The organism is Paenibacillus sp. TSM33 (assembly GCF_056099025.1).
The window spans coordinates 321,063-343,409 of the sequence record NZ_JBLZXB010000017.1; the positions used below are offsets into that span (position 1 = coordinate 321,063).

27 protein-coding genes, 3 pseudogenes and 1 riboswitch are annotated in these 22,347 nt (G+C 38.5%); of the genes and pseudogenes, 11 read left to right on the forward strand and 19 right to left on the reverse strand.

Features of this window, described 5'->3' with window-relative positions:
* The first annotated feature begins 15 nt into the window (after window positions 1-15).
* Window positions 16-558, forward strand: coding sequence for a cupin domain-containing protein (locus ACN6NF_RS13300; RefSeq protein ID WP_474318129.1), 543 nt, complete (start codon window positions 16-18; stop codon window positions 556-558).
* Between the two features lie 97 nt (window positions 559-655).
* Here the strand turns inward: ACN6NF_RS13300 and ACN6NF_RS13305 are convergent, their stop codons facing one another.
* From ACN6NF_RS13305 to ACN6NF_RS13320, 4 genes are all read right to left on the reverse strand, one after another.
* Window positions 656-1,450 carry an HAD family hydrolase gene (locus tag ACN6NF_RS13305; RefSeq protein ID WP_474319055.1) on the reverse strand — a complete coding sequence of 265 codons (795 nt, stop codon included), beginning with the start codon at window positions 1,448-1,450 and terminating at the stop codon, window positions 656-658.
* A gap of 156 nt (window positions 1,451-1,606) precedes the next feature.
* Window positions 1,607-2,116 carry a hypothetical protein gene (locus ACN6NF_RS13310; protein WP_013371492.1) on the reverse strand — a complete coding sequence of 170 codons (510 nt, stop codon included), beginning with the start codon at window positions 2,114-2,116 and terminating at the stop codon, window positions 1,607-1,609.
* A 117-nt stretch (window positions 2,117-2,233) separates the two neighbouring features.
* The gene (locus tag ACN6NF_RS13315) at window positions 2,234-2,440 is read right to left on the reverse strand and encodes a DUF896 domain-containing protein (RefSeq protein WP_474318130.1); all 207 of its coding nucleotides are present in this window, start codon (window positions 2,438-2,440) and stop codon (window positions 2,234-2,236) included.
* A 108-nt stretch (window positions 2,441-2,548) separates the two neighbouring features.
* Complete coding sequence (locus ACN6NF_RS13320) at window positions 2,549-2,917, reverse strand: LysM peptidoglycan-binding domain-containing protein (protein ID WP_474318131.1); 369 nt, start codon at window positions 2,915-2,917, stop codon at window positions 2,549-2,551.
* A gap of 189 nt (window positions 2,918-3,106) precedes the next feature.
* On the opposite strand from ACN6NF_RS13320, the gene lexA reads away from it, so the two are divergent.
* The 3 genes from lexA to ACN6NF_RS13335 all read left to right on the forward strand — a co-directional run bounded on the left by lexA (window position 3,107) and on the right by ACN6NF_RS13335 (window position 4,502).
* Window positions 3,107-3,733 (forward strand): transcriptional repressor LexA, encoded by a 627-nt coding sequence (gene lexA, locus ACN6NF_RS13325; protein ID WP_013310545.1) that lies wholly within the window; start codon window positions 3,107-3,109, stop codon window positions 3,731-3,733.
* 422 nt (window positions 3,734-4,155) lie between these two features.
* Complete coding sequence (locus ACN6NF_RS13330; protein WP_016821950.1) at window positions 4,156-4,320, forward strand: hypothetical protein; 165 nt, start codon at window positions 4,156-4,158, stop codon at window positions 4,318-4,320.
* 41 nt (window positions 4,321-4,361) lie between these two features.
* Window positions 4,362-4,502, forward strand: coding sequence for a hypothetical protein (locus ACN6NF_RS13335; protein ID WP_430189867.1), 141 nt, complete (start codon window positions 4,362-4,364; stop codon window positions 4,500-4,502).
* Window positions 4,503-4,686: 184 nt separating this feature from the next.
* Here ACN6NF_RS13335 and ACN6NF_RS13340 read toward each other — a convergent pair whose 3' ends face one another.
* Both ACN6NF_RS13340 and ACN6NF_RS13345 read right to left on the reverse strand, forming a co-directional pair.
* The gene (locus ACN6NF_RS13340; protein ID WP_474318132.1) at window positions 4,687-5,187 is read right to left on the reverse strand and encodes a DUF2798 domain-containing protein; all 501 of its coding nucleotides are present in this window, start codon (window positions 5,185-5,187) and stop codon (window positions 4,687-4,689) included.
* A 255-nt stretch (window positions 5,188-5,442) separates the two neighbouring features.
* Entirely contained in the window at window positions 5,443-5,898 is a 456-nt protein-coding gene (locus ACN6NF_RS13345) for a MarR family winged helix-turn-helix transcriptional regulator (RefSeq protein WP_474318133.1), read from the reverse strand.
* A gap of 153 nt (window positions 5,899-6,051) precedes the next feature.
* Here ACN6NF_RS13345 and ACN6NF_RS13350 point away from each other — a divergent pair, with 153 nt between their 5' ends.
* Window positions 6,052-6,930, forward strand: coding sequence for an SDR family NAD(P)-dependent oxidoreductase (locus tag ACN6NF_RS13350; RefSeq protein WP_474318134.1), 879 nt, complete (start codon window positions 6,052-6,054; stop codon window positions 6,928-6,930).
* Window positions 6,931-7,773: 843 nt separating this feature from the next.
* Here ACN6NF_RS13350 and ACN6NF_RS13355 read toward each other — a convergent pair.
* From ACN6NF_RS13355 to ACN6NF_RS13365, 3 genes are all read right to left on the reverse strand, one after another.
* Window positions 7,774-9,186 (reverse strand): helix-turn-helix domain-containing protein, encoded by a 1,413-nt coding sequence (locus ACN6NF_RS13355; RefSeq protein WP_474318135.1) that lies wholly within the window; start codon window positions 9,184-9,186, stop codon window positions 7,774-7,776.
* A gap of 432 nt (window positions 9,187-9,618) precedes the next feature.
* A complete protein-coding gene (locus tag ACN6NF_RS13360; RefSeq protein ID WP_474319056.1) occupies window positions 9,619-9,693 on the reverse strand; it encodes a YjcZ family sporulation protein in 75 nt (24 codons plus the stop codon).
* 77 nt (window positions 9,694-9,770) lie between these two features.
* A complete protein-coding gene (locus tag ACN6NF_RS13365) occupies window positions 9,771-10,652 on the reverse strand; it encodes a glycosyltransferase family 2 protein (protein ID WP_474318136.1) in 882 nt (293 codons plus the stop codon).
* Between the two features lie 572 nt (window positions 10,653-11,224).
* On the opposite strand from ACN6NF_RS13365, the gene ACN6NF_RS13370 reads away from it, so the two are divergent.
* A complete protein-coding gene (locus ACN6NF_RS13370; RefSeq protein ID WP_474318137.1) occupies window positions 11,225-12,688 on the forward strand; it encodes an FAD-binding protein in 1,464 nt (487 codons plus the stop codon).
* Between the two features lie 199 nt (window positions 12,689-12,887).
* Here ACN6NF_RS13370 and ACN6NF_RS13375 read toward each other — a convergent pair whose 3' ends face one another.
* On the reverse strand, window positions 12,888-12,992 hold the full coding sequence (locus ACN6NF_RS13375; protein ID WP_430208195.1) for a YjcZ family sporulation protein: 105 nt from the start codon (window positions 12,990-12,992) through the stop codon (window positions 12,888-12,890).
* Window positions 12,993-13,455: 463 nt separating this feature from the next.
* Entirely contained in the window at window positions 13,456-13,551 is a 96-nt protein-coding gene (locus ACN6NF_RS13380; RefSeq protein ID WP_016821962.1) for a hypothetical protein, read from the reverse strand.
* A 215-nt stretch (window positions 13,552-13,766) separates the two neighbouring features.
* Window positions 13,767-13,867, forward strand: a riboswitch (guanidine-I (ykkC/yxkD leader).
* Window positions 13,868-13,953: 86 nt separating this feature from the next.
* Here ACN6NF_RS13380 and ACN6NF_RS13385 point away from each other — a divergent pair.
* Both ACN6NF_RS13385 and ACN6NF_RS13390 read left to right on the forward strand, forming a co-directional pair.
* The gene (locus ACN6NF_RS13385) at window positions 13,954-14,292 is read left to right on the forward strand and encodes a DMT family transporter (RefSeq protein ID WP_474318138.1); all 339 of its coding nucleotides are present in this window, start codon (window positions 13,954-13,956) and stop codon (window positions 14,290-14,292) included.
* Window positions 14,289-14,603: a DMT family transporter gene (locus tag ACN6NF_RS13390; protein WP_474318139.1), complete on the forward strand. Its 315-nt coding sequence runs from the start codon at window positions 14,289-14,291 to the stop codon at window positions 14,601-14,603. The genes ACN6NF_RS13385 and ACN6NF_RS13390 overlap by 4 nt, the downstream gene beginning before the upstream one ends.
* A 284-nt stretch (window positions 14,604-14,887) precedes the next feature.
* Here ACN6NF_RS13390 and ACN6NF_RS13395 read toward each other — a convergent pair whose 3' ends face one another.
* Window positions 14,888-15,271: a hypothetical protein gene (locus ACN6NF_RS13395; RefSeq protein WP_474318140.1), complete on the reverse strand. Its 384-nt coding sequence runs from the start codon at window positions 15,269-15,271 to the stop codon at window positions 14,888-14,890.
* 557 nt (window positions 15,272-15,828) lie between these two features.
* Between ACN6NF_RS13395 and ACN6NF_RS13400 the strand changes: the two genes are divergently transcribed.
* The gene (locus ACN6NF_RS13400) at window positions 15,829-16,149 is read left to right on the forward strand and encodes a hypothetical protein (RefSeq protein ID WP_474318141.1); all 321 of its coding nucleotides are present in this window, start codon (window positions 15,829-15,831) and stop codon (window positions 16,147-16,149) included.
* Between the two features lie 68 nt (window positions 16,150-16,217).
* On the opposite strand, the pseudogene ACN6NF_RS13405 reads toward ACN6NF_RS13400, so the two are convergent.
* Window positions 16,218-16,642 (reverse strand): annotated as a pseudogene (locus tag ACN6NF_RS13405) (transcriptional regulator); the annotation flags it as partial.
* Between the two features lie 268 nt (window positions 16,643-16,910).
* The gene (locus ACN6NF_RS13410; protein WP_474318142.1) at window positions 16,911-17,456 is read right to left on the reverse strand and encodes a GNAT family N-acetyltransferase; all 546 of its coding nucleotides are present in this window, start codon (window positions 17,454-17,456) and stop codon (window positions 16,911-16,913) included.
* Between the two features lie 207 nt (window positions 17,457-17,663).
* Here ACN6NF_RS13410 and ACN6NF_RS13415 point away from each other — a divergent pair, with 207 nt between their 5' ends.
* Window positions 17,664-17,876 (forward strand): hypothetical protein, encoded by a 213-nt coding sequence (locus tag ACN6NF_RS13415; protein WP_474318143.1) that lies wholly within the window; start codon window positions 17,664-17,666, stop codon window positions 17,874-17,876.
* A 50-nt stretch (window positions 17,877-17,926) separates the two neighbouring features.
* Here ACN6NF_RS13415 and ACN6NF_RS13420 read toward each other — a convergent pair whose 3' ends face one another.
* On the reverse strand, window positions 17,927-18,730 hold the full coding sequence (locus ACN6NF_RS13420) for a discoidin domain-containing protein (RefSeq protein WP_474318144.1): 804 nt from the start codon (window positions 18,728-18,730) through the stop codon (window positions 17,927-17,929).
* A gap of 461 nt (window positions 18,731-19,191) precedes the next feature.
* Here ACN6NF_RS13420 and ACN6NF_RS13425 point away from each other — a divergent pair.
* Window positions 19,192-19,497: pseudogene (locus ACN6NF_RS13425) on the forward strand (SPRY domain-containing protein); the annotation flags it as partial.
* 119 nt (window positions 19,498-19,616) lie between these two features.
* On the opposite strand, the gene ACN6NF_RS13430 reads toward ACN6NF_RS13425, so the two are convergent.
* The 4 genes and pseudogenes from ACN6NF_RS13430 to ACN6NF_RS13445 form a co-directional block, all read right to left on the reverse strand.
* Window positions 19,617-20,036, reverse strand: coding sequence for a hypothetical protein (locus ACN6NF_RS13430; RefSeq protein ID WP_474318145.1), 420 nt, complete (start codon window positions 20,034-20,036; stop codon window positions 19,617-19,619).
* 48 nt (window positions 20,037-20,084) lie between these two features.
* Window positions 20,085-20,313 (reverse strand): annotated as a pseudogene (locus ACN6NF_RS13435) (hypothetical protein).
* Window positions 20,314-20,406: 93 nt separating this feature from the next.
* Window positions 20,407-20,529: a hypothetical protein gene (locus ACN6NF_RS13440; protein ID WP_474318146.1), complete on the reverse strand. Its 123-nt coding sequence runs from the start codon at window positions 20,527-20,529 to the stop codon at window positions 20,407-20,409.
* A 182-nt stretch (window positions 20,530-20,711) separates the two neighbouring features.
* Complete coding sequence (locus ACN6NF_RS13445; RefSeq protein ID WP_474318147.1) at window positions 20,712-22,106, reverse strand: helix-turn-helix domain-containing protein; 1,395 nt, start codon at window positions 22,104-22,106, stop codon at window positions 20,712-20,714.
* Window positions 22,107-22,347 lie beyond the last annotated feature (241 nt).

Genomic DNA, 22,347 nt, shown 5'->3' on the forward strand with positions numbered 1-22,347 from the left:
AAGAGTGATTTATACATGGCAGAAATTTTTATACGCAATACGAATGAGCGAATTAGCGGTGAAGAGCGAGTACGTGAATTTTTGGAGAACCACCAGGTATTGTATGAACACTGGGATGCTTCCAAGCTGCCTAGGGAGCTGCAAGAAAACTTTACTCTGACAAATGATCAAAAAGCCGCTGTTCTTAAAACATTTGAACCTGAAATCAAAGATTTAGCCGCACGTCGCGGATACAAAATCTGGGACGTTATCACTTTATCTGAAGCAACGCCGAATCTGGAGGAGCTGCTGGCCAAGTTCGAACAAATTCACACCCATACCGAGGATGAAATCCGTGCCATTGTTGCTGGTAAAGGAATTTTTATCATTAAAGGCTCTGAAGAGATCGGCTATTTTAATGTAGAGCTTTCACCAGGTGACGTTATTTCCGTTCCTGAAAATACTCCTCACTTCTTCACTTTAATGGAAAATCAAAAGATCGTCGCAGTTCGCTTGTTCATCGAAGAAAATGGCTGGATTGCCGAACCGTTCGAAGATCCAACATTCACTACAGCATAATTACGATGTATTGTGTCCATAAGAAAACTCCCTCTGCTCTGTAGCATATCGAGCGAAGGGAGTTTTCTTGATACTTGTTTAGAAGACTGTAGATTTCTTACTTTAAAGATTGAATAATTCCATGCAACTCAGACAAATGTTTGATTTGGAACTTTGGCTTGATCTCTGTAGTATTGATTTTATCGTTCCGATTTACCCACACGGAATGTACACCTGCTCCCAAAGCTCCTTGAATATCAGTCGTCAATTTATCTCCTACCATTAAAGCTTGTTCAGGTTCAATTCCTAGAAGTCCCAAAGCATGCTGGAATATAGAAGGATCAGGCTTGCCCCGACCAAAAGAACCTGAAATGACAACATGATCAAAAAAAGGAGCCAATTGAGGAACTCCATCCAGCTTCTCCTGTTGTAGATCAGGGGAACCATTTGTCAGCAATAACAGCTTGTATTGCTCCTTCAATTGTTCCAGAATCTCAAACGTTTCTTCATATACATGTGGACGTGCACGTCTTTCCGAAGCAAATTGGGCAGCTAGCTTTTCCGCCAACTCCTCATTATCTATCCCCAGTTGCTGAAGCCCTCTGCGCCAGGATTCTTTACGATAAACAGGAGCCAACTGTTCCAATTGGCGGAATTCAGGTTGCTCACCTGCTGTAAAATTCGCCCACAGTCCTTCAAACGGATTAATGCCAATCATTTGAGTAAAACTAAAGGTTTCATAGGACTCATACAAAGCACGCGCTTCCTTGCGTACGGCTTCTTCCAACTTTTTCGGATCAGCGCCTGCTTCTCGGGAGCCTGTTTGACACGCTGCATCAAAAGCCTCTTCTACACTACGTTCATCCCACAGAAGGGTATCATCAAGATCAAACATTATCGCCTGAATCGTCATATGAATTATCCACTCTCTTTCCACTGTATATGTAAGCTTGTCTGTTTGGTCAGGAATCAGATCGTTATGTGTGCCCATATTAAGCAAGTGGCCGCACCATGTTATATGAAAAAATAACATCATACGGCCTTCTTACTGAGCTACAGGCTAAATCGGTTATTTCTTATCTACCTGTATCTGATTGGATAGTGCAAACTTTTCAAGGCGCTCTGCGATGGCATCTGTATCATAGCGTCCTAGTGATTTTGTGAAAATAAAATTACCGCCCTTCCCTTTTCTTTCAACGGTAACGTAACCCTTTTCAATTTTGATGGCTTTCATGTCCCCTGCCGTCATCGGCCGTTCTCTGCCACCTTTTAACATATAAAGGGTATCTTTTCCCACTTTTAAATAAGGACGGCGAATGAAGAAGATCACAGCCAGCATCAAGTACAAGCCAAATACGAGCCAGTCCATTCCCCGCATGCCAGTCTTCGTCAAAAAGTAACTCATAAGCATGTACAATACAGCAAGACCAGCCAGCATGATTGGCACAGTAATATTACGGCCACGGAAAATGTCCATTGCTGAACCTGCGCCGTTAATGGTTTGAATGCCTTGTTTCTTGCGCGTTTTATTTAAATGCGCTGTGTTTTTGCGTACTTTTCTTTCAAATGATCGGGCCATTTCTCAATTCCCTTCCCAATAAATATTACATTAAAACAATTGCCCTAAAGCTGATCTATATAGATACCAAGAAAGATACCTAAAAACAAAAGGCAAATAATGCAGGCTTTAGCGACATTAATGCTTCAGCCCGCCATTTCCCTTCGGCGTATCATCGTCTACAAATTCAATGGTTTCGAGCTGCTGCCGAAAATTACGGCGAATGTTGCCTAAATAAATTTCCCGAAGGTTAGCGCGCTCCGTGGTTTCCTCTTCCGTCAATCCTTCGGCTTTTGCTTTGCGCGCTAATTCATTAATGCGCTGTACCAAGCTGTCTATATCCAAATTGTGTCCCCTCCATAAAAGCAAAGATATAATACACTTTGACATGTAGAAAAGAGCTTGTCAAGGCTCCCGCATTGTGCTCCCTGACAAGCTCTATAGCCTTATCGTTCAGAAGGGTGGGAGCTTAAGTACCTGACCTGCCTGCACTCCCCGATCCTCCAAACCGTTAATACGCACAATTCCTTCAATATATACCCGTGTATCCATTCGTTCCGGTTTATGATTCACGGCAATCTGCCATAATGTATCTCCAGGTTGTACAGTCAGCTTAATCACTTCTTCATTAGAAACAGAAGGTGCTGCGAAAACCGTAAGTACACCTGCCCCTGCAACCCAAACGATAATTACTAGAATAAGAAGCTTGACTAAAAGAGTATTGGTAATAACCTGTAGCAAACGCACCTTACCCTCTTTTCGGCTCTCCTGTAAATTCTCTAAACTCATCGGGAAAATACTTTGATAAGTGCTATATTTCATAATTGGCTGCGTCCTCCAAACGTTTGTTCTTATGTTTTTCACAATATAACACGAACGTTTGTTTTGTTCAATAGAAAAGAGAACAAAAGTTCGTGAATTTTTTTAGGGATTATTTAGAACTTATGTTTGTACGAACGGAGGTTCTATGCTATAATTTTCCCAAACGTTACTAAATGGGGTTGATACGGTATGTCTAAGATTTCGAGCCGCCAGCAGGCCATTCTTGAATTTATCCGCAATGAAGTGCGTCTAAAGGGATACCCCCCTTCTGTGCGCGAAATAGGCGAGGCAGTCGGATTGGCCTCCAGTTCTACGGTTCATGGTCATTTGGATCGTTTGGAGAAAAAAGGACTCATTCGCCGCGATCCTACGAAACCACGGGCTATTGAATTACTCGGTCAAGACGAATCGGATAACAGCAACTTGATTAATTACTCCATTAGTCGTGTTCCCGTCGTCGGCAAAGTAACCGCTGGTCTTCCTATTACGGCGACAGAAAATATTGAAGATTACTTTCCTCTTCCCCAACACTTTGTTGGTGAGGATAAAATATTCATGTTATCTGTTGTAGGCGAAAGCATGATTGAAGCTGGTATTGCTAACGGAGACTATGTAATCGTACGTCAGCAGCAGACCGCTGATAACGGAGACATTGTAGTAGCTATGACAGATGAAGACGAGGCTACGGTTAAAACCTTTTACAAAGAAAAAGATCATATCCGGCTTCAACCTGAAAATCCAGCCTTTGAACCGCTTCGACTGACACACGTCAGCATATTGGGCAAGGTTGTTGGACTCTTCCGGGACTTCCACTGATTTATCGTGCTTTCTTCCCCGTTATACTACCGCTAATATAAAACCGGCCGCCTAGGCGAGCCGGTTTTATATTGTTCTTATGTTTACTAGGTGTGTGTCTCCAACTATCTTTTCCTTTTCAGCAACCTATATTGTCTCTACTATCATATCCGCCCCATTATCCGAGATAGTACCCCCTCTGATCTTGAATTGTTTACTTTTATTAGCTAAACAAATGGAAATTGAACTCATGTGACCTACTGTAGCCTTCCCCTATAACGTAAAGTCGGGAAGTCAAACGCAGGCTAGCATGAGCTTTTTTTTGTTAAACGTTTAGGAACATAGGTACTAGCTTCTTTTTATCTTTAGTAGATTTATGCTGATACATTACTAGCACAATTGACATATGTATATAGCAGACCTAAAGCAAAGGAGATATGCAGATGATCAGAAATAGAGTTAAAACGTATAAGCATCGCATCGGGAAAAACAGATATCTGGTCGTTAAAGTCTTTCAAGCCGCAGCTGCTAAAACAGGAAGCGGAAATGCACTCGCAACTAACGCATTAAATATCAAAATTTCCAAGCGTAAGCATAAACATCATTAAGATTTAACCATACCTTCATTTCTTTGAAGGGAGGTGATATTATGAGCAGAAGACACTGCAACCGTGAATTGAGAAGAAGAAGATTAAACATCCGTTCCAATCAAAGAGCCAATGCGCGCGCAAGAGGTAACGCACTGGCTGTTAATCTGTTTAGCGTGAATGATAGACAACGCAGACGTTAATAATTATTTTCAAGCAAAAAGCAGGAAGAATTCTTCCTGCTTTTTTTGTGTTAAATGATACACCAAACTACCAATCCGCCAGTTATAGCTTCCTCACACTTGTATCAGCTTTTCATAACTTAAGCATTTCTGGGTGTACATCATTCATTAGCTTAACACCGCTGTAATAGATTTGCTCTATTATTTAATTTAACACTTTTTTATAAGGTCCCACTTGCCCGCTTTTCTTTATAAATTTTATAAACAAGGCTCGAACAGCTGGACCCATAATTAATAATTGTAATGGATAGGCCACAAGAAAGTTCTTTATAAAAATTTCTATGTATGCTTCAAATAATGAATGAGCGCCAATACCATGACTCAGAATTGAAGTTAATAAACCGTAGAAAGACATAGAACAGGCCATTCCGATCACCATGCATGTTGAAATCGTGATAACTAAAAATATTTTTTTAGATTTATCAAAAGGTAGACTTAAAGCAACTTTTTTTGCTATAGGACCCACGATATATAAATCTAATACGAGCGCTATAATAAATCCAATTAGAAATTCAACAGCAATGGTAATCGAGCTAATTTTTCCAATCAATCCGTTAATCAAAAGATTATAGAAGGTCATAATAATGACCATTCCGAAACACATAATAACCCCGAAGTAAAAGCTTTCCTTTTTAGTTGTTGGCATTTAATTCAACCTTTCATTTTTGGATGTGATTATTTTAGCTGTAACAATAGTTTCATGTAAGTGAACTTTTTATGAACATATCGTTGGGAACATATCATTCTTTTGAGCTGACATTGAAATAACAACAGAAAAATCCCCATTACCTTAGCTGGTCGTCGGGGATTTCGTTTATTTAGACTATTCAATTACACTACACATCAATAATTTTCTAATAATTGATTATAGCTGATCCTGCTTTAGCCCACTCTTTGAATTCTAATTAAGTCCATTAAATTGCTTGAGCATTTGGATAAAATTATGAAGCTCCGCATCTTTCCAGTCCGAAATTCGTTCATAGAAAACGTTCTCTTTCTCCTTAAGCGCATCAATTAATTTTTGCTGTCCATGCTCGGTAAGAGACAATACAACTCCCCGTCCATCACTTTGGGAAGCCTCTCTGTTCAGATACCCCAAAGACTGGAGCTGTTTGACAAGACGACTCACTGAACTTCGATCCATCGCAGTTGATTCCGCTAAAGTGGCGGCATTAGTCGGGCCATAAGAATACAGCCAACGAACAATGTGGAAGGCGGCAGGTTGTAAGGAGGAGTCAAATTTCGCAGCAGCTCTGACATTCAGGGCGTGTGAAGCACTGATAAGTGCGTTAAGCTGCTCGCCCAACTCAATTTCCAATTTCTCCCTTGGTTCAATTTTAACTTCCTTATATTTCATCCTCAATCACCTTTCTCTCGATCAAAAAACCACAACTCAATTTAGTTGACATATATCAACTAAATCATTATAGTGGGCATATGTCAATCAAATGTGCTAACTCACCGGATTAGCTACTCCAATAAAATTGTAACACATGAAGGAGAAATGACGATGTCTAAAAATACTACTGTTGTCATAACAGGTGCCACCAGTGGTCTTGGACAGCTAGTCGCAGTAGAATTGGGAAAACGCGGCTGCTTTGATCTTGTTTTGACTGCCAGGAGTAAGGAACGTGCTGAAGCTACAAGAAAACAGATTGAGCTGGTTAGCCCATCAGCGAAGGTTGACTTTTTTTATGGAGATTTATCGGTACTGAAGGATGTTAAACGGGTCGGGGGTGAGATAGCCGCCGCGTACCCTTATATTGATGTGCTGTTAAACAATGCAGGAATTCATGCTTTTGAGCAACGCGTCACTCCCGAGGGGTTTCCTGAAATGATTGCCATAAATTATTTATCGCCGTGGCTGTTAACACATACACTAAAACCATGTCTGCAGAACGTAGACAAGGCCAGAGTTGTCAATGTTGCCTCCGAAGCTTCACGCCGTCATGGAGTTTTGCAGCTTCCCGAGGACTTAACGGATACAACTGCCTTTACCGCTCGTGGCTCATCGCCCATCTATGGAAAAACCAAATTATTGAATATTATGTTCACTGCTGAACTGGCAAGACGATGGTCGGATACGGGAATCAGCGTAAATGCACTAAACCCAGGATTCAATGTTACCGGATTGGGACGAGAACTTTGGTTTGCCCCCCTATTAGAACGATTATTGAAAGTCCTCCGTCTTGGAGATCCACGAAGAGGAGCAGATATCATTACCCGATTAATTGTAGAGCCGGAATACCATCACAAAACTGGTGGATACTTTAACGTTGGAACCGGGAAATCTCTTAAACCAGTCTCACCTGGAGGAGATCCCAAGATGCAGCAAAAACTGTGGAAGGCCACAGAGGATTTGCTGGAACGGAAAGGATTCCTTCCATAAGAAATGATTGGTGAAGGGATAAGACCGCAATGAATGAAACATTAACCATCAATAACATCAGACCGCACTACATACACGCATATCTTCAATCATTTGCTAAATCCTTGAACGGAATGAGTCACCAAAAGCAGCCACCAACCCATTCAACTTTGTGGATTTCGTTCTCTATAACGTTGATAGTTCACACGTTATCAGTGACTCTGATAAGTTCGTAAATTGGTCCACATAAAAATAAGCCTCAGATTAATCTGAGGCTCAGAGTTCCATATTGTACCATTCACACTCCAGACGGTGTAATATTTTTGGGTCACGACCCCAGCTCACTGTTATTGCGATATGCCTTGTGTCAGTCTTGTCATTTCATATAATATATTATATTTCTCTAAAGTAATCTATTTTTTGTTGTCTATTCTCCCCGTATGGTTCTGCAGTTTCATCTCCAGTAATTACCTAGATGTGCCATCAACAGAGTACATAAACATTATTGTAGCTTTACCCGAACCAGTATAACCACCACGTAATCTAACTTTTCCGCCATTTGTATGAATGATGTCACTTTGGGCGTAGGTTTCGTTTTTCCACTTAGTTGTGGTTACATAGCTGGAAGCTGAAACGCTTGTAGCAAACATTAGAAAAGCAGCAATCATGACTAGCAACATCTTGGATTATCAAGCATCAGTATATTTAGGTCATTGAAGTAGTGACTCATTCGGGGCATAGTGTAACAATTCCTTTAATCAAAAAGCTCTACCAACCATAAGGTTAGCAGAGCTTTGTGCTTAAGCACCTCCAATTTGTACAAGGATCTGAATTTGTTGCGTCAGGACAGGAAAAAATAAAAAGCTACTCGCAACGATTAATAGTGCCATTTTTTTCAACATTGTCTAACCACACCTTTTCTAATAGTTTGAAATACTCTTCTTTGATCTCTAAAGACGCATATGCTTGGAAATGTGCAAAGAGACCTGTACAGTTTATAAAATATGTTTCATTGTTTAGTATATGTGCTTTTACCATTGCACATAATAATTGTTTAAAACCATCACTGTACTTCTTCCTATTTAAATTATAATAGGCCATTTCATAACAAAACAATGCAATATAGTCAGGTACCACTTGTTGGGTGTACATATCAGTAGATGTCGAGAGTTGAGTAGAGGCATCAATGTCTATTTTAAACCTTGTAAGTACACCATCTACATCCAAATAGTATCGGTTAGCTACTATTATAATGTTCAACAACTTTGAGAGCTTCTCACTTTCATTGGAGGTTGTTCCTATATATTCAACATAGTCTAGCAGCACACTAGTATCTCCGGACATAAGTTTATTAACATAAGTGTTACCTTCTGCCCAATGCTGAAACAAACTAATCCAGTATTGGGTATCTTCGTCAGTCTCTTTGACCCAATCCAAGTCTGTGTAGGCGTATGTATATTGTAAAGCTTGTTGATAGTCGCCTCGGGCTTCACAGGCACTTGCACACAATAAATCGGCATAGGTAATGTACACAAACATAGGGCGAGTTAGCTTCTTAGTAGATTCAGTGCGTTCTCGGCTGTTCTGTTGATGTTTCAAAGTGTATTGGATTTCCGCTTTAGCTCTCATTTTTATCGCCATTTCCTCAACCTTGTCCCATTTACGCAAAGACCTGTACACATTAGCTAAGTCCTTCAATGCATCAAGTTGTTCTATTTCATCTAGGCGCTCGACATAAGGCTCAAAAAGTATGGCTGCCCTAAGATTGCGACTTTGATCGTCATCAATCTGAATCGTGAAAATCCGATACTGACAGATGGCCAAACGTTCAGAATGTTGATATTTTTCCACTTCTGCTACACTCTCATAGAGCAATAATGCAGCATCATGTTGTCCCTGCGCTAATAATTCTTCTGCAATGTCAAATAGTTTGGGTGAGTAGAGTAGATTGTCCATGATAGCTCCCACCACTCGACGGATCGCATCCAACTTGTCCAACTCTGCACAGCGATATAAAAATGGTTCGATTCGCCTCATATTGGGGGGAATGTCAATAATATAGTTTTCTACATATAAGTCGTAAAAATAGCCTTCTGGTAAACCCATAGCCTCAGTGATTCTATCAATTTGGTTAACAGACATAGAACTATTTCCTGTTACGATGCCACTAACTATTCCCCTATTAATGCCTGCAATATGCCCGAATTGCGTTAGGCTAAGACCCTCTTGTTTTAGGTATCTATCTAGTTCCGCCCGAATCGTAGGTGTATGCTTCATGTCATATCCACCCTTCACATAAAAATTCCAAAATTTTTATATTGTTGTAATCTATTTTTCTCTAAAATTGACCATATGTCAATATATTATGTGAATAATGCAAGATTTCAATTTTTAAACTTAAAATAAAACAGATAACTTTTCGCTAAGCATCCTTAACAACATATAATCTTACCTGACAAAATGGTAGCATATAATTTTATATCTAACATTTAACACTTTTATGTATAGTCCATGCTGATCACTGACAGCAGAACCCAATAAGCGCAACAAGCTATTATGGCAGGGTTCCCTAAGTACGCTGTAAAAACTTAGTTAACCAAAAGGAAGAGAATACTATGGCTACTGCCAAATAACCTATGCACCATTGGGTTCAACTTTTACCATCCTTAAAAAAAGTAAAGTGTGTTGCATAACAATTTTTTCATAAAATTAAATCCAAAATGCTTTAGTAATTATAACCAAGAGGATAAAAAGCACCAAAATTGCAGCATTAGAAGTCCACATACCGTAGTCGCCTTCATATGCCCCATGGTTTTAACCTCCTTTAATCGATCCAATCGAATCACTTGCTTATCTTCGTGTCAATAAGGAATATGGGATATACACCGTGAAAACGCCATGTTTAATAGTTCCTGATTATAAACTAAATACTTACTGTTTTGGTCCAGTACCCAGTTGGCAAAACCTAAAGCTCTGATATAACTATCATAATCGTAGGGATTAATTTTAAACTCAAGAATATCCAGCATAATCTGATTCTCTTCATCTGATAATTCCAAGCCCAACTTGCTAAACTGTCTTTGACGAATTCTCCGAGCGGTAGCATCTTGTATAGCTTTGTGCTGATTGGACACTTGTCCATTATGTTGACGATAATACAATACGTTTATGGGGAGGTTCGCCATTTGTACTTGGAAAGCTAGTCGGTTCCACAGTTCGTAGTCTTCGGCATGAGGATAATTACTATCATATTGAACGCCAAGCCGATGAATCATGCTATTGCGCATGATTATAGCAGGATGGCAGATACAACAATGAAATAGCAACCATGTTTTTATTTCGTCATGACTTGCTGGATTAACCTTTATTGATCCTCCACTAGTTGAAGTAAAAGCAGCACCGCATACATCAATGAATGGATTTTGATCCATATATGCGATTTGTATAGCTAGTCGATCTGGCGTAGAAATATCATCGCTATCCATACGAACGATGTATTCACCATTAGCCTTTTTTAACCCTTCGTTTAAAGAAGCGATCAACCCTCGATTAGTATTATGGAAGATTTTTATCACTCTAGGGTCTGATATTTGTGAAATAAGAAAGGTAGACCCATCTGTCGAACCATCATCAATAACAATTAATTCAAAATCCGAATAAGTTTGAGACAAAATACTCTGTATTGCTTCCAAGACAAAAGCCGCATTATTGTAAACTGGCAGTATGACCGAAGCTCGTGGCACAACATTCCCTCCATTTCATATTTTACAAATTCATATTTTACAAATGGAATCAGTAATAAAATCACAAGGCAGCTTCCCTATTTTTTGATAATGGTTCCTTCTATATTCTCATGCTCTAAGATATGTTCTGAAATATATTTCGAAGCGGCTTCCGGGTAATATAATACGCCCTTTTAAAAATTCAGAAACTTCCAGTCCTAGAAGCTAAGGGCATCCAAGATTGATTAGTTTGGATATCCATGCTTCAAAGTCAGTTTAAATACTTCTCAGATTAGATTGACAAAATAAGTAATACATTTGTACAATCAGGAAAAATATTCTACTTAGATCCTATTCTTCATCGGTAACAAACATATTGTAAATAACGGTAAGATTTTCTTAGCGATGGGTATAATGGCTCTTTTTTCTGCAAAGGCGCTCGTGTTCAATTTATCGTAAGGAGATTAGATCACGGTGCATGTATCACTGTATGTATTACTGTATCTACTATTGTATATCTATATATAAGTGGAAAACGGACTGTGAGATTCAGCCGAAGATAATATCTGCATCTTAAAAAGGGAGATAGAAAGATGGAACGAAATGTAACATCTGTTGAACACCACTACACTCCAATTTTGATTGTTGGTACGGGTATCTCGGGGCTTGCTGTTGCTTATTATTTATCAAAAAACAATATCAAGTACACGATTACAACAAAAAAGAATGCGCCCAAACAGAGCAACTCCTTTCTTGCAGCCGCAAATACACGTGTTCCATCAGAGAATGATATTAATAATATTATTAATCTTACGATTGATAAATGTGGAGCAGATCGATCGGTTATTGAAACGCTATATAGAAACTCCAACATAGTTATAAATTTTTTCGAGGAATTAGGAATCTCTTATGAGAAAACATCTTTTGGTATTATGCCTGAATGTTTGATTAAATCACAGGGAGGAAAGAAGTTAATTAATTGTTTATTACAACATATTGAACAACCGCTGTGTAATAAAATTTTGATTCATTTGGAAAAGTATGAGGATGGAATTATTGCATTATTTTATGACATACAATTAGATCAATTTTTCAGGATATATACTAATTATTTGATATTAGCTACAGGAGGATATGCAGGACAGTTTAACTACAATGATAATTCACCGGGTTCGACTGGAGAAACGCTTATCTTAGCTAAAAAAATAGGTGCAAGATTAAAGGGAATGTCTACAGTAATGTCTCATCCTTGGTCAATATACAATGGAAGACAAATTTTATTAGGCGGAGTTGTATCTTTAAGTCAAGGGAAAATAGTAGATGAGGAAGGAATTCAACTATTAAAAGATAAATATATATGTGATGCCATAGCTCGAGATGATTACCACGAAATGATTGACGAGATTTTACATTTTGAACTAGATTGCATCAAGCAAAAAAAGAATATGTACTTGGATATGAGCCATGCTGATGAAAATATTTTAAATGAAAGATTTAAAAAATATGGATTTAGCACTAATGTGGTTAAAAATAAAAGAATCAAAATCACACCAACAATGCACTATTCTTCAGGAGGAATCGAAATCAATGCTAATGCTGAAGTTATAAACTTGAATCGTGTTTTTGCTACGGGAGAAGCTCAATTTAATGGTGATCTTGGTATGGGAAGAATCCCTGGGCAAGCATTTGCAGCGGGTATCGTTTTCGGTAAATTAATTGCTGACAAAATTGCTAATGAAGGTGTCTTCAACGATCAATACCCGATTACATTTAAAGATCCACCTGAGACTATGCAGCTGTACTCAAAAGAAAATAATGACTTTCCAATTGAAGAGTTTCAGAAAAAGTTGTCAACTCTAATGGTGGATCTGATCGCTCCCAATTCATCTGTGGTTTCTCTATCACTCCAGAAAAGAGAAATACAAGAAAGTCAAAACATAATATTAAGTAGAGCAAGAGGATCAGGAAAACGATATGAGAATATTTTAACATTATTTTTTGGATATTTTGTTGCGTTAGAAATTATAAAAGATCTTGAAGAAAAGGCATTGGTATAGCTTCATAAACCCTTCAATGAGACATTCCCCTTCCGACAACACTCAATAAGCGCATAACTATTATGACAGGAATCCAGCAGGCACCCACCAAAAGAACAGCGAATGCTGTGGCTATTGCCAAATAGCTTATGCGCTTATTGGGATCAACCTTTTACAATCCATGAGTGAAGTGATATTATCCAGCAGCTCTTTTCACCAATTAAACCCAAAGTGATTTAGTGATGATAACTAAGAGAATAAAGAGCACTAAAATTGCCGCTGTAGAAGTCCATACACCGCCGCCATTACCTTCATATGCACCCATGCCTTTTAACCTCCTTTATCTGTCGTCACCTTAATATATGTAAAAATACATTCTGTGATAGGGCATGCTGGTAATTAAAAAAACATCACAGAAACATTTCCCCTTTATTTTGACTCTTAACCCGTTTTCATTGATATTGGACGCAACCTCTCCGTTAGAGCAGGCACCATTGATACAAATAGCATACCCTTCATTATTCGATACCCTATTGTTGTTGATTCGGATTATGCCAATAATTAATTGATCCACTCTCTAGAACCTTCCTAGACTGCATACAATAAGGTGCATAATCGTAGTGCATTTGAGATGATTAAGCAGATCGGGAAAATGTTCAAATAAAACAAGCTCTACTAACCTTAATCGGTCGGCAGAGCTTGTTATCTAATTTGATTTCGGGTAGTTTACCAAAGAAATAAGGGCATTGAACTTTATTGATGGGGTCTATACAATTTTCTTCACAACATTAAACCCAGCACGATTTAAGGATGATAACCAAAAGGATATAGAGCACCAAAATTGCCGCTGTAGAAGTCCACACACCACCTGCACATCCACTCATAGCTTTAGCCCTCCTTTAATTGTTTTCACCTTAATATATGTATAGCTACGACTCTGTGACCGGGCGTTCAGTTAAACATCCGACCCGGCGAATTCAAATGGAAATGTATTTGCAGACTAAACATTGGCGTTAAACTAACTAGCAAGTTAGTGGGGAAATTGTAAATTGACTCACGTTACATCGCGTGTTAGTATGATTTTAACCATTAACTGAATAAAAACGTTTTCTAGGGTTCCGCAATCGCAAGATTGGTCTGGTCCGAGAGAAAACGCACAGCCAGATGGCTGTGACACGGAGGGATAAAAGCCTGGGAGATAAACGCATTGTGCGTTTTATTTCCCAGGCTTTTATCTTTTTCTTTTATGGCCAAATTTCAATAAGAAGTTTAAGGAGGAACATGTTATGAACAAAACGTGGATTTCAGTCATTGTGGCGGCTATATTTGAGGTTGCTTGGGTTAGTGGGTTAAAGCATGCGGATAGTTTTTGGGAATGGAGTGGTACAGTAATCGCTATTTACATCAGCTTTTATTTGATGATCAAGGCGGCTCGTTCATTAGCGGTTGGAACGGTATACGCTGTATTTGTCGGGCTAGGGACGGCAGGAACTGTAGTAGCTGAAATTCTATTGTTTGGCGCAGACATAAGTGTTTCAAAAGTAGCATTGATCGGGCTGCTGCTTATTGGAGTGATTGGACTGAAAATTCTTAGTAAGAAAAAAGAGGAGGTTAGTGGATTATGAATTGGGTATATTTGATTTTAGCGGGCATTTTTGAAATGATCGGGGTTTTGCTTATCAACAAGTTCAATCAAACCCGCAGTTGGAAATCGCTGACTCTTTTGATTACCGGTTTTGGCCTCAGTTTTATATTTTTGTCGTTGGCAATGCAAACACTCCCGATGGGAACAGCTTACGCTGTATGGACTGGAATTGGCGCTTCTGGAGGCGCTATCCTCGGCATGATCTTTTATAGTGAGCCACGCGGTTTAATGCGCATTTTGTGTATAGGGTTGGTCCTTGTTTCTGCTATGGGGCTAAAACTAGTCAGTTAAAAATATTTTAGTGCAGCCCTGCAGTTCGTTTCCTGAGCCAACTAACGATGAATGTTAATTTTATAAAAAAGCTGCGGCAGTCCGGGACTTTATTTCCTTATCCAAGGCTGCCGTTGATATAAAATTCTACGAGAGTTTAGAATTGAATTGCAGAAACCAACATCGCCTGGGAGCACCCGAAGCTTGTTTACTTGTATATACTTTTGATAAAATTCTTCTTGTGTGCATATAGGATTTGTGAACAAGTTAAAGCTCCCTACTACCATATTTGCTTATGCTATCCTCTACTTCTCTATTAATTTATTGAATACCTCTCTATCTTTGGAAGTAAAGTCGGAAACCCGTTTCTTTTGCTCGTATGTGTTGGTACTTGAGTCCAATTTAATGAAGCCACTTTCCCCAACCACATATACGATATTTTTTTTAATCTTATATGACACAATATTATCAACAGTATTTTCCAGTGGACCAGCAAGATGATTATAAAGAATTAAAGGGTCGTGCGGCCCCCCTCTATAAATTTGAAAAGTCCCGTCACCAAAATATTCTACGGTATCTTTGCCTGATGGGTATTTATACTTCGTATTATCCCCAGAATTCATCAGGAAAATTAGAATAGTAGTTGTAATTAGCATAGCAATCAAGATAAAGATGTACCTACGCTTCATCTTCGATTTATTCCTCACTTCCAAGCCTTCTTTGTATCAGTTACTATAGCATAAAATGATTCCCAGTAAACATTTGTTTAAAATTCGACTTCTTTCATGAGCTTTAGATACGCTTCCTTATGTTCTGGTATGATGCGTCTGCTTTCCCATAGTCCATTACCTTTGAGTCTTATTGACATGACATGTATGTAACCTCCTGTTGTGTTATACACAAATTATATTCTGAGTACAAAAAATAAACTCCAGATCATCGGAGGTTTAATACCGTATAATGCCTATTTCCAGACGAGGAAATGTAATGATCTTTTGGCACCATCCCAGCCCTCTATGATTACAATATAGAGCGTATCCGTCTTCGCTAAGCACAGCCTAAACAAACGCATCGCAGTTCGGGCCAATCTCAAACGGCAGGTCATTTACCGCATTGGTGCCAAGATGCCAAAGACTGAGAATAGCTGCGAGTTCCCAAAAAAACAGTTATCAATAAAGCGTACAATCGCAACACGTTAGATACATTTAAACTAATCAGGAAATTATCCAAGTAGGAGGAAATAACCATGGCATTTGAAGGTTATGGAGAAGACAAGCGAGAACATTGGTTTGACTGGCCATTCCCCTTGTCGGTATCAATACTGTATGTGGATGCGGATGTAGATGAAACAGAAACAAAATGGTACCTCATTGACGAACAAGAAAAACACTTGATCCGAATTAGGGATGAAAAGCAAATTGAACTGCTTCATCATTGCATGTATGGAGTCTTGTTAAATGACGAGAAGATCAAGTGGATTATTGACAAAAATGGCGGTAGATTTACCTATCACGATAGTGTGCAAGATTTTATCAAATTCCAGAAAGAATACCTTGATACATTATAAGAAGCGTGAACAATTAAAGCTCTACCGACCCATTAAGGTTAGCAGAGCTTTCTTTTACTTTAGAATCCACCAATTTGAATCGTGAAAATACGATATTGGCAAACTGCCAAACGTTCAGAATGTTGGTATTTCTCCGCTTCAGCTACACCCTCATAGAGCAGCAGTGCAGCCGCATGTCGTCCCTGTGCCAATAATTCCTCCGCAATGTCAAATAGTTTGGGCGAATAGAGTAGATTGTCCATGATGGTTCCCACCACTCGACAGATCGCACCCAACTTGTCCAACTCTGCACAACGGTATAAAAATGGCTCGATTCGTCTCATATTCGGGGACGTGGAGATGATGTAGTTATCTATAAATAAGTCGTAAATGCAGCCCACTGTTAAACCCATAGCCTCAGTCATTAGATCAAGCTGATTAACAGACTACATAGACTTATTACCTGTCACAATGGCACTTACTATTCCCAATTAATGCCTGGGATATGCCCAAACATTTTTCACCATAATTAAACCATCTGTCAATATATTATGCAACTAATATAACATTCTATTTTTTCGCAGGAGATCTCAAATAATAGCATTCCGCCAACAATAGGTAAGAATAATTAGCATAGTAGCTAGATGGAATTAAATCAAAAGCCACAATAATATCTCACTAAACCTAAAAGTACCCCACTGGCTTTGGCTAGTAGGGTATGACCGATACTTTCAGGCACAACGGAATTCTGTAAATACAATACATTAAATTATCATGATGCATTAGAATTTTGAATAGAAAAATACCGCATTTTCATCTTTGTATTTTGAGTTTGAATAAAGCATAGTGTCCACTGCTCCAATTTCAAACCCATTTTTCAAATAAAATCGACAAGCGAGTAAATTAACATCCTGCGTCTCAAGCGTAAATCCCTGCATTCCTTTTTGTAATGCCCATTCCCTTGCCTTGTTTAACAAGGCAGTTCCAATTCCTTTTCCTCTGCTACTTTCTAATATAATAAGTCTGTCAATAGAAGCAAATTTAGTTTCCTCTACTGTCCCCAGTCTTATATGTCCCAAGCATTTCCTTCCGGAATAGTATAAGAAAGCAATACTGTCATTGCTATTAATATATTCATCAAGATCTTCGTGTTCCGGGTATTTTGACTCATAAGGTTGTTCATAAAGTTCTTCATGATAACTCCATATGCCATTTTTTAGTTTGGGGATAAGTCTCCCTATGACCATGAAAGGTTGATCTTTGCATTCGTAATCATCCTTGTTATCAAATGTCATTTCAACAATTTCAATTCCTCTAAATTGCTCCAAAATATCTCTCCTTATTGCTGGACTTTAATACTTGATGGGATTCAATTATAGCATGTCTGTCTCGAATATAATTTCAGTTTACTTCACTTCATTCCTTTCGCCTGTTCATATTCCCTCCTGCTAGACATATATGTATAGTGATCTTGGTTTACTATTTGAAGAGGCTAAACGAGAAACATCCAGCTTAACAAAAAAGGAGCGATGATTATGAATTTAGAAAGATTTCTAGAAATACATCGCAGGAACATACAAGACAAATTACAAGAGGAACGGCCACGAACTGATGAACAAAAGCAAATAGTGGTAGCGTTGTATATCGCCGAAGCGCTGAATCACCTTCGTAATAACCTGACACTGGAAGAAGTCTTGGGACTAACGGAGATATATAAAGATTACCGCCGAACCAGTGCAATGAAGTGATGACGTTAAAAAGCTCTGCTAACCTTAATGGGTCGGCAGAGCTTTTTAATTTATTTAGAGTATTCACTTACTTCAAACGTTAGGATACGATCATACAGCATGTAGTCCTTACGGCTACTGAATGGACCTTTATTGTTATCATGTTTATTGATTGCATAGGATGCTGATCCAGAACCAGCTTGTTTGCCTTCGTACCATGCAATAAAGTCATTGACCTCTTTCATGCTTAGGTCAAATTCTTTCTCCAAGCCAGTTGTCATGGTGACTACTAGAATTGCACGATCCCCGTTTGGAGTCGGTTCCTCTGTTCCTGGGTTAGGAGTGGAACTTGATACTTTAGACATCATTTCTAATTCGCTAAGAGCTAGATACTGACTTCCATTATTACCTGTAATATTAATTCTATAATCCTTGTATAAATTAGAATTAGAGAAAGTGAATTTTTTGGGAGTACTATCCACCCATCCAGTGATATTTGACTGAGTATCTAGCACATTCCAAGTAACCCCATCATTTGAGCCTTCGAAAGTCCAATCTTTAGGGGCGCGGTCGGTTGCCGTTGTCTGTGGATATATCACATATTGCTCAATAACTACGGCTTTAGGAAAGTCATATCTTAGCCAAGCAGAAGTTGTACTTGATGTCCACGAACTAGCAATAGTAGCAAATTCCTTATTAAACGCCTCATATGCGTATGAATATTCATTACTTGCGCTTGCTACTCCAGATGGCAAAATGTTAGTTGTCATATGTGGAACTAGATTTTCTGAATACTCTGCTTCAGCTGCAAAAACATTTGACAAGGGAAGAGATAAAAGAACTAAAAATAAAATTGTTATACATGCTTTCTTCATTAAATAATCCTCCAATATGTTTAATAGAACTAAGAATAATTTAATTGAGGAAATGTGTCTAAACATAAACTTGCTTATCTATAAATATGTTCTATATTTTTGCATATTTATTTTTTATTGGGTATTAAAAAGACTCATGCCAGCTCTAAACTGCGTGAGTCTTTGTTTTTATTTCACGATGAACCTTATTTTAGTTCCATCAGTATACTTATCTAACTGATGATTGTCCATGATCCTGCTTCCCGGTTATCACTAAGGGTTATGTATCGAATATTAACACCTGCGCCACCTTCTGCACACATAGGGGAAAGTCAAGGGTGTGAACTGTGTTGGTGTTAAAGGTTGGAACAACCGTGGACCTGCACCACCTGAAAACCTTTATACACTTGTTTCCACTCTTTTAAAAATACAATTAATCCTCTTGCGATTTCTTTTATCATACGATAGCTTCATAGTATTTAAACACAACACCTGATCCATCAACAAAGCCCGATCTGTCTACAACACCTGGATCATCGGATACAGATAGATCATCGCAACCAACTGGTGATCGCGCTATTTTGACTGTAACAATGGATAATGGATTTGATAGAGAATTCGATTTGAGTAAAAAAGAATTGAACACCTTCATCGCTTGGTATGACACTAAAGATGCAGGTAGAGACCCTTCATTCTTTGCCATTGATAAGCACAATAATAACAAAGGACTCCATACTGGTTACATACCAGCGGAATCCTTTCTCACATTTGCTCTAAGTTCAAATTGATCAACGAAAAAAGCTCTACCACCAATTAAGGGGATTAATTCACTTGCTGTCTTGAACAAACACATATTTAACCTTCCACATCAAATTGCCAGAAGGACCAGTTGTATTCCTAGGGTAATTTAGAGGTTTCCAGGCTGTGAATGAGCTACTCCCCATGTTTCTCCGTCAACTTTATAATCGCTGCCTCTCCACTGAAGTATGTAGTCTCCAGAACGCAATCCGTCGCTAAAACCTTGGTCTGTAGATTTCCAAGTCACTGTGTCGTGAGGAGCGATTACTAAACTTTCAATATATAGTTTGTTTGAACCACTGTGAGTTAAACTTACTCTTACTGGATGATCAGAGTGATTCTTCATACAAAGTTTAACATGACCCCATCCTTTAGGGACACTAAAGGCTTCTTTTACAGTTGCGCTTCCGCCCGATCTTTGAGAAATTATGTTGTTTCCACTAGTTTTACTGGGTGAAGCTGGAACTGCACCTACCGTAGTTGCTATAGATAAAGATAAAATCAAGAACTGAAATATTCTTTTCTTCATCATTTTCCCCTCCTATTTTTGATATGGTCTACCTTAAAGTGACACCATCTACAATCTGGTAGGTCCTTTCACTTCTACTCTAAATTCAAACTATTACGAAAAAAATACGATCCATTAATCTTAACCGACCCCAGTGTAATCTTCTCTACTACGCCACCGTAGTCCACAATATCTATCAAACCCTCTCCCAACGGCTGTACTACACATACTCTTACTGTCCTAATGCAGCTGTAAATAGTTCAATATCCGACTTTAACATTTTATATGTATGGTTCATGCTGATCACCTTAGATAATTATTCTGCCGTATGTGTGGTAATTCCTGCACTAAAGAAAGCTCTACCAACCATAAGGTTAGCAGAGCTTTAGCTTTAAAATCCTCCAATGGTAACGTTAGGCTGAATACTATGGTGGTGGTTAAAGGCTTGATCCGGCACAGTAACAATAAACAAAAAGCTAGCTGCGATGGTCAGTAGTACAATTTTTCTCAACATTGGTCATTCATTCCTCAAACAGGGTTCAGGCCCCGCCAATTGGATCATAGTATGGCGTAACCTGATGGCTATTCGACTGAACAGGCACAGTAACAATAAACAAAAAACTAGCTGCAATGATTAGCAGTACCATTTTTTTTAACATTGTCTAACCATGCATTCTAAAAAAGAGGGCATGAATATTAATAGTAAAATAATCTATCTCTTTGCCCCACACTAACTAAACTTTCATACTTTATAAAAGTTCTAACGTCAGCAAATTGTTTAAACTGCTCAAATAATCTTATGCATCTAATGAAAAAGGATTCTTTGTTATTGGCTAATGATTTAGATAAAACGTCTAGCAGGTACTTGAAGCCATAAGAGTAATTGCCTCTGTTCAAGTAGTATTTAGCAAGTTCATACTTAAAACGTGTTGTTTGCTCTGGTACTACCTGATAAGTATACATATCCGATGATGGTTGCTGTACAAAAGAATCAATAAGCATTTCAAACCGTTTAAGTATATCATTCACGTCTAATTGAAATCGGTTAGCTGCAAACATTACGTTTAAAAGCTTTACAATCATTTCCTTATCGACTTTATCACTTGATGCAATAATGTATTGAACATAATCGTTTAGCACACTTACATCCCCAGATAAAAGCTTATATACGTAAGTATTACCTTTTGCCCAACTTTTGAACAAGCTAATCCAGTGTCGGGTATCCTCGTCAGTCTCCTTTACCCAATCTAAACTAGCATAGGCGTATGTATACTGTAGAGCTTGGTGGTAATCGCCTTTAGCTTCGCAAGAACCTGAACACAACAAATCAGCATAAGCGATGTACACAAACAGCGGACGACTTAGTTTCTTGGAAGACTCATCACGCATTCGACTCTGCTGTTGATGTTCCAAAGTATATTGGATTTCAGCTTTAGCTCTCATTGTTCTAGCTACTTCCTCTACCTTGTCCCATTTACGCAAAGACCTGTACACGTTAGCCAAATCCTTCAATGCGTCAAGCTGTTCTATTTCATCTAGACGTTCCACAAAGGGTTCAAATAGCGTTGCTGCCTTGAGGCTTTGGCTTTGATCGTCTCCAACTTGTATCGTAAATATACGATATTGACAGACTGCCAAACGTTCAGAATGTTGATATCTCTCTGCTTCAGCTACCCCCTCATAGAGCAACAATGCAGCTGCATGCCGTCCTTGTGACAATAATTCCTCTGCAATCTTAAATAATTTGGGCGAATAGAGTAAATTATCCATGATGGCTCCCACCACTCGACGGATCGCACCCAACCTGTCCAACTCCGCACAGCGAGACAAAAACGGCTCGATTCGCCTCATATTCGGAGGATGGTCGATGATGTAGTTTTCTATAAATAGATCGTAAAAATACCCTTCCGGTAAACCCATAGCCTCAGTGATTAGGTCAAGCTGGTTAACAGACATTGACTTATTACCTGTCACAATAGCACTTATTATTCCCCTATTCATACCTGCAAGTTGTCCAAATTGCGCTAAGCTCAAACTCTTTTGTTCTAGATATCTGTCTAATTCTGCTCGGATCGTAGGTGTATGCTTCATGTCATATCCACCTTTCATACAGAAATTCCAAAACTTTTATATTATTGCATTCTATTGTTGTCCATAATTTAACAGTTGTCAATAAGTTTTGAAATATATGTCATGTAATATTCAAATGAAATATGTATTTTCGAATATTGTCGGTACTGTAATGAAGATAGTTCTATTTTTTACCATCTAGTTAGCGTAAATGTACATTTTATTCCTTTTTATAAGATATACTTGATCAGTAGTACAAATT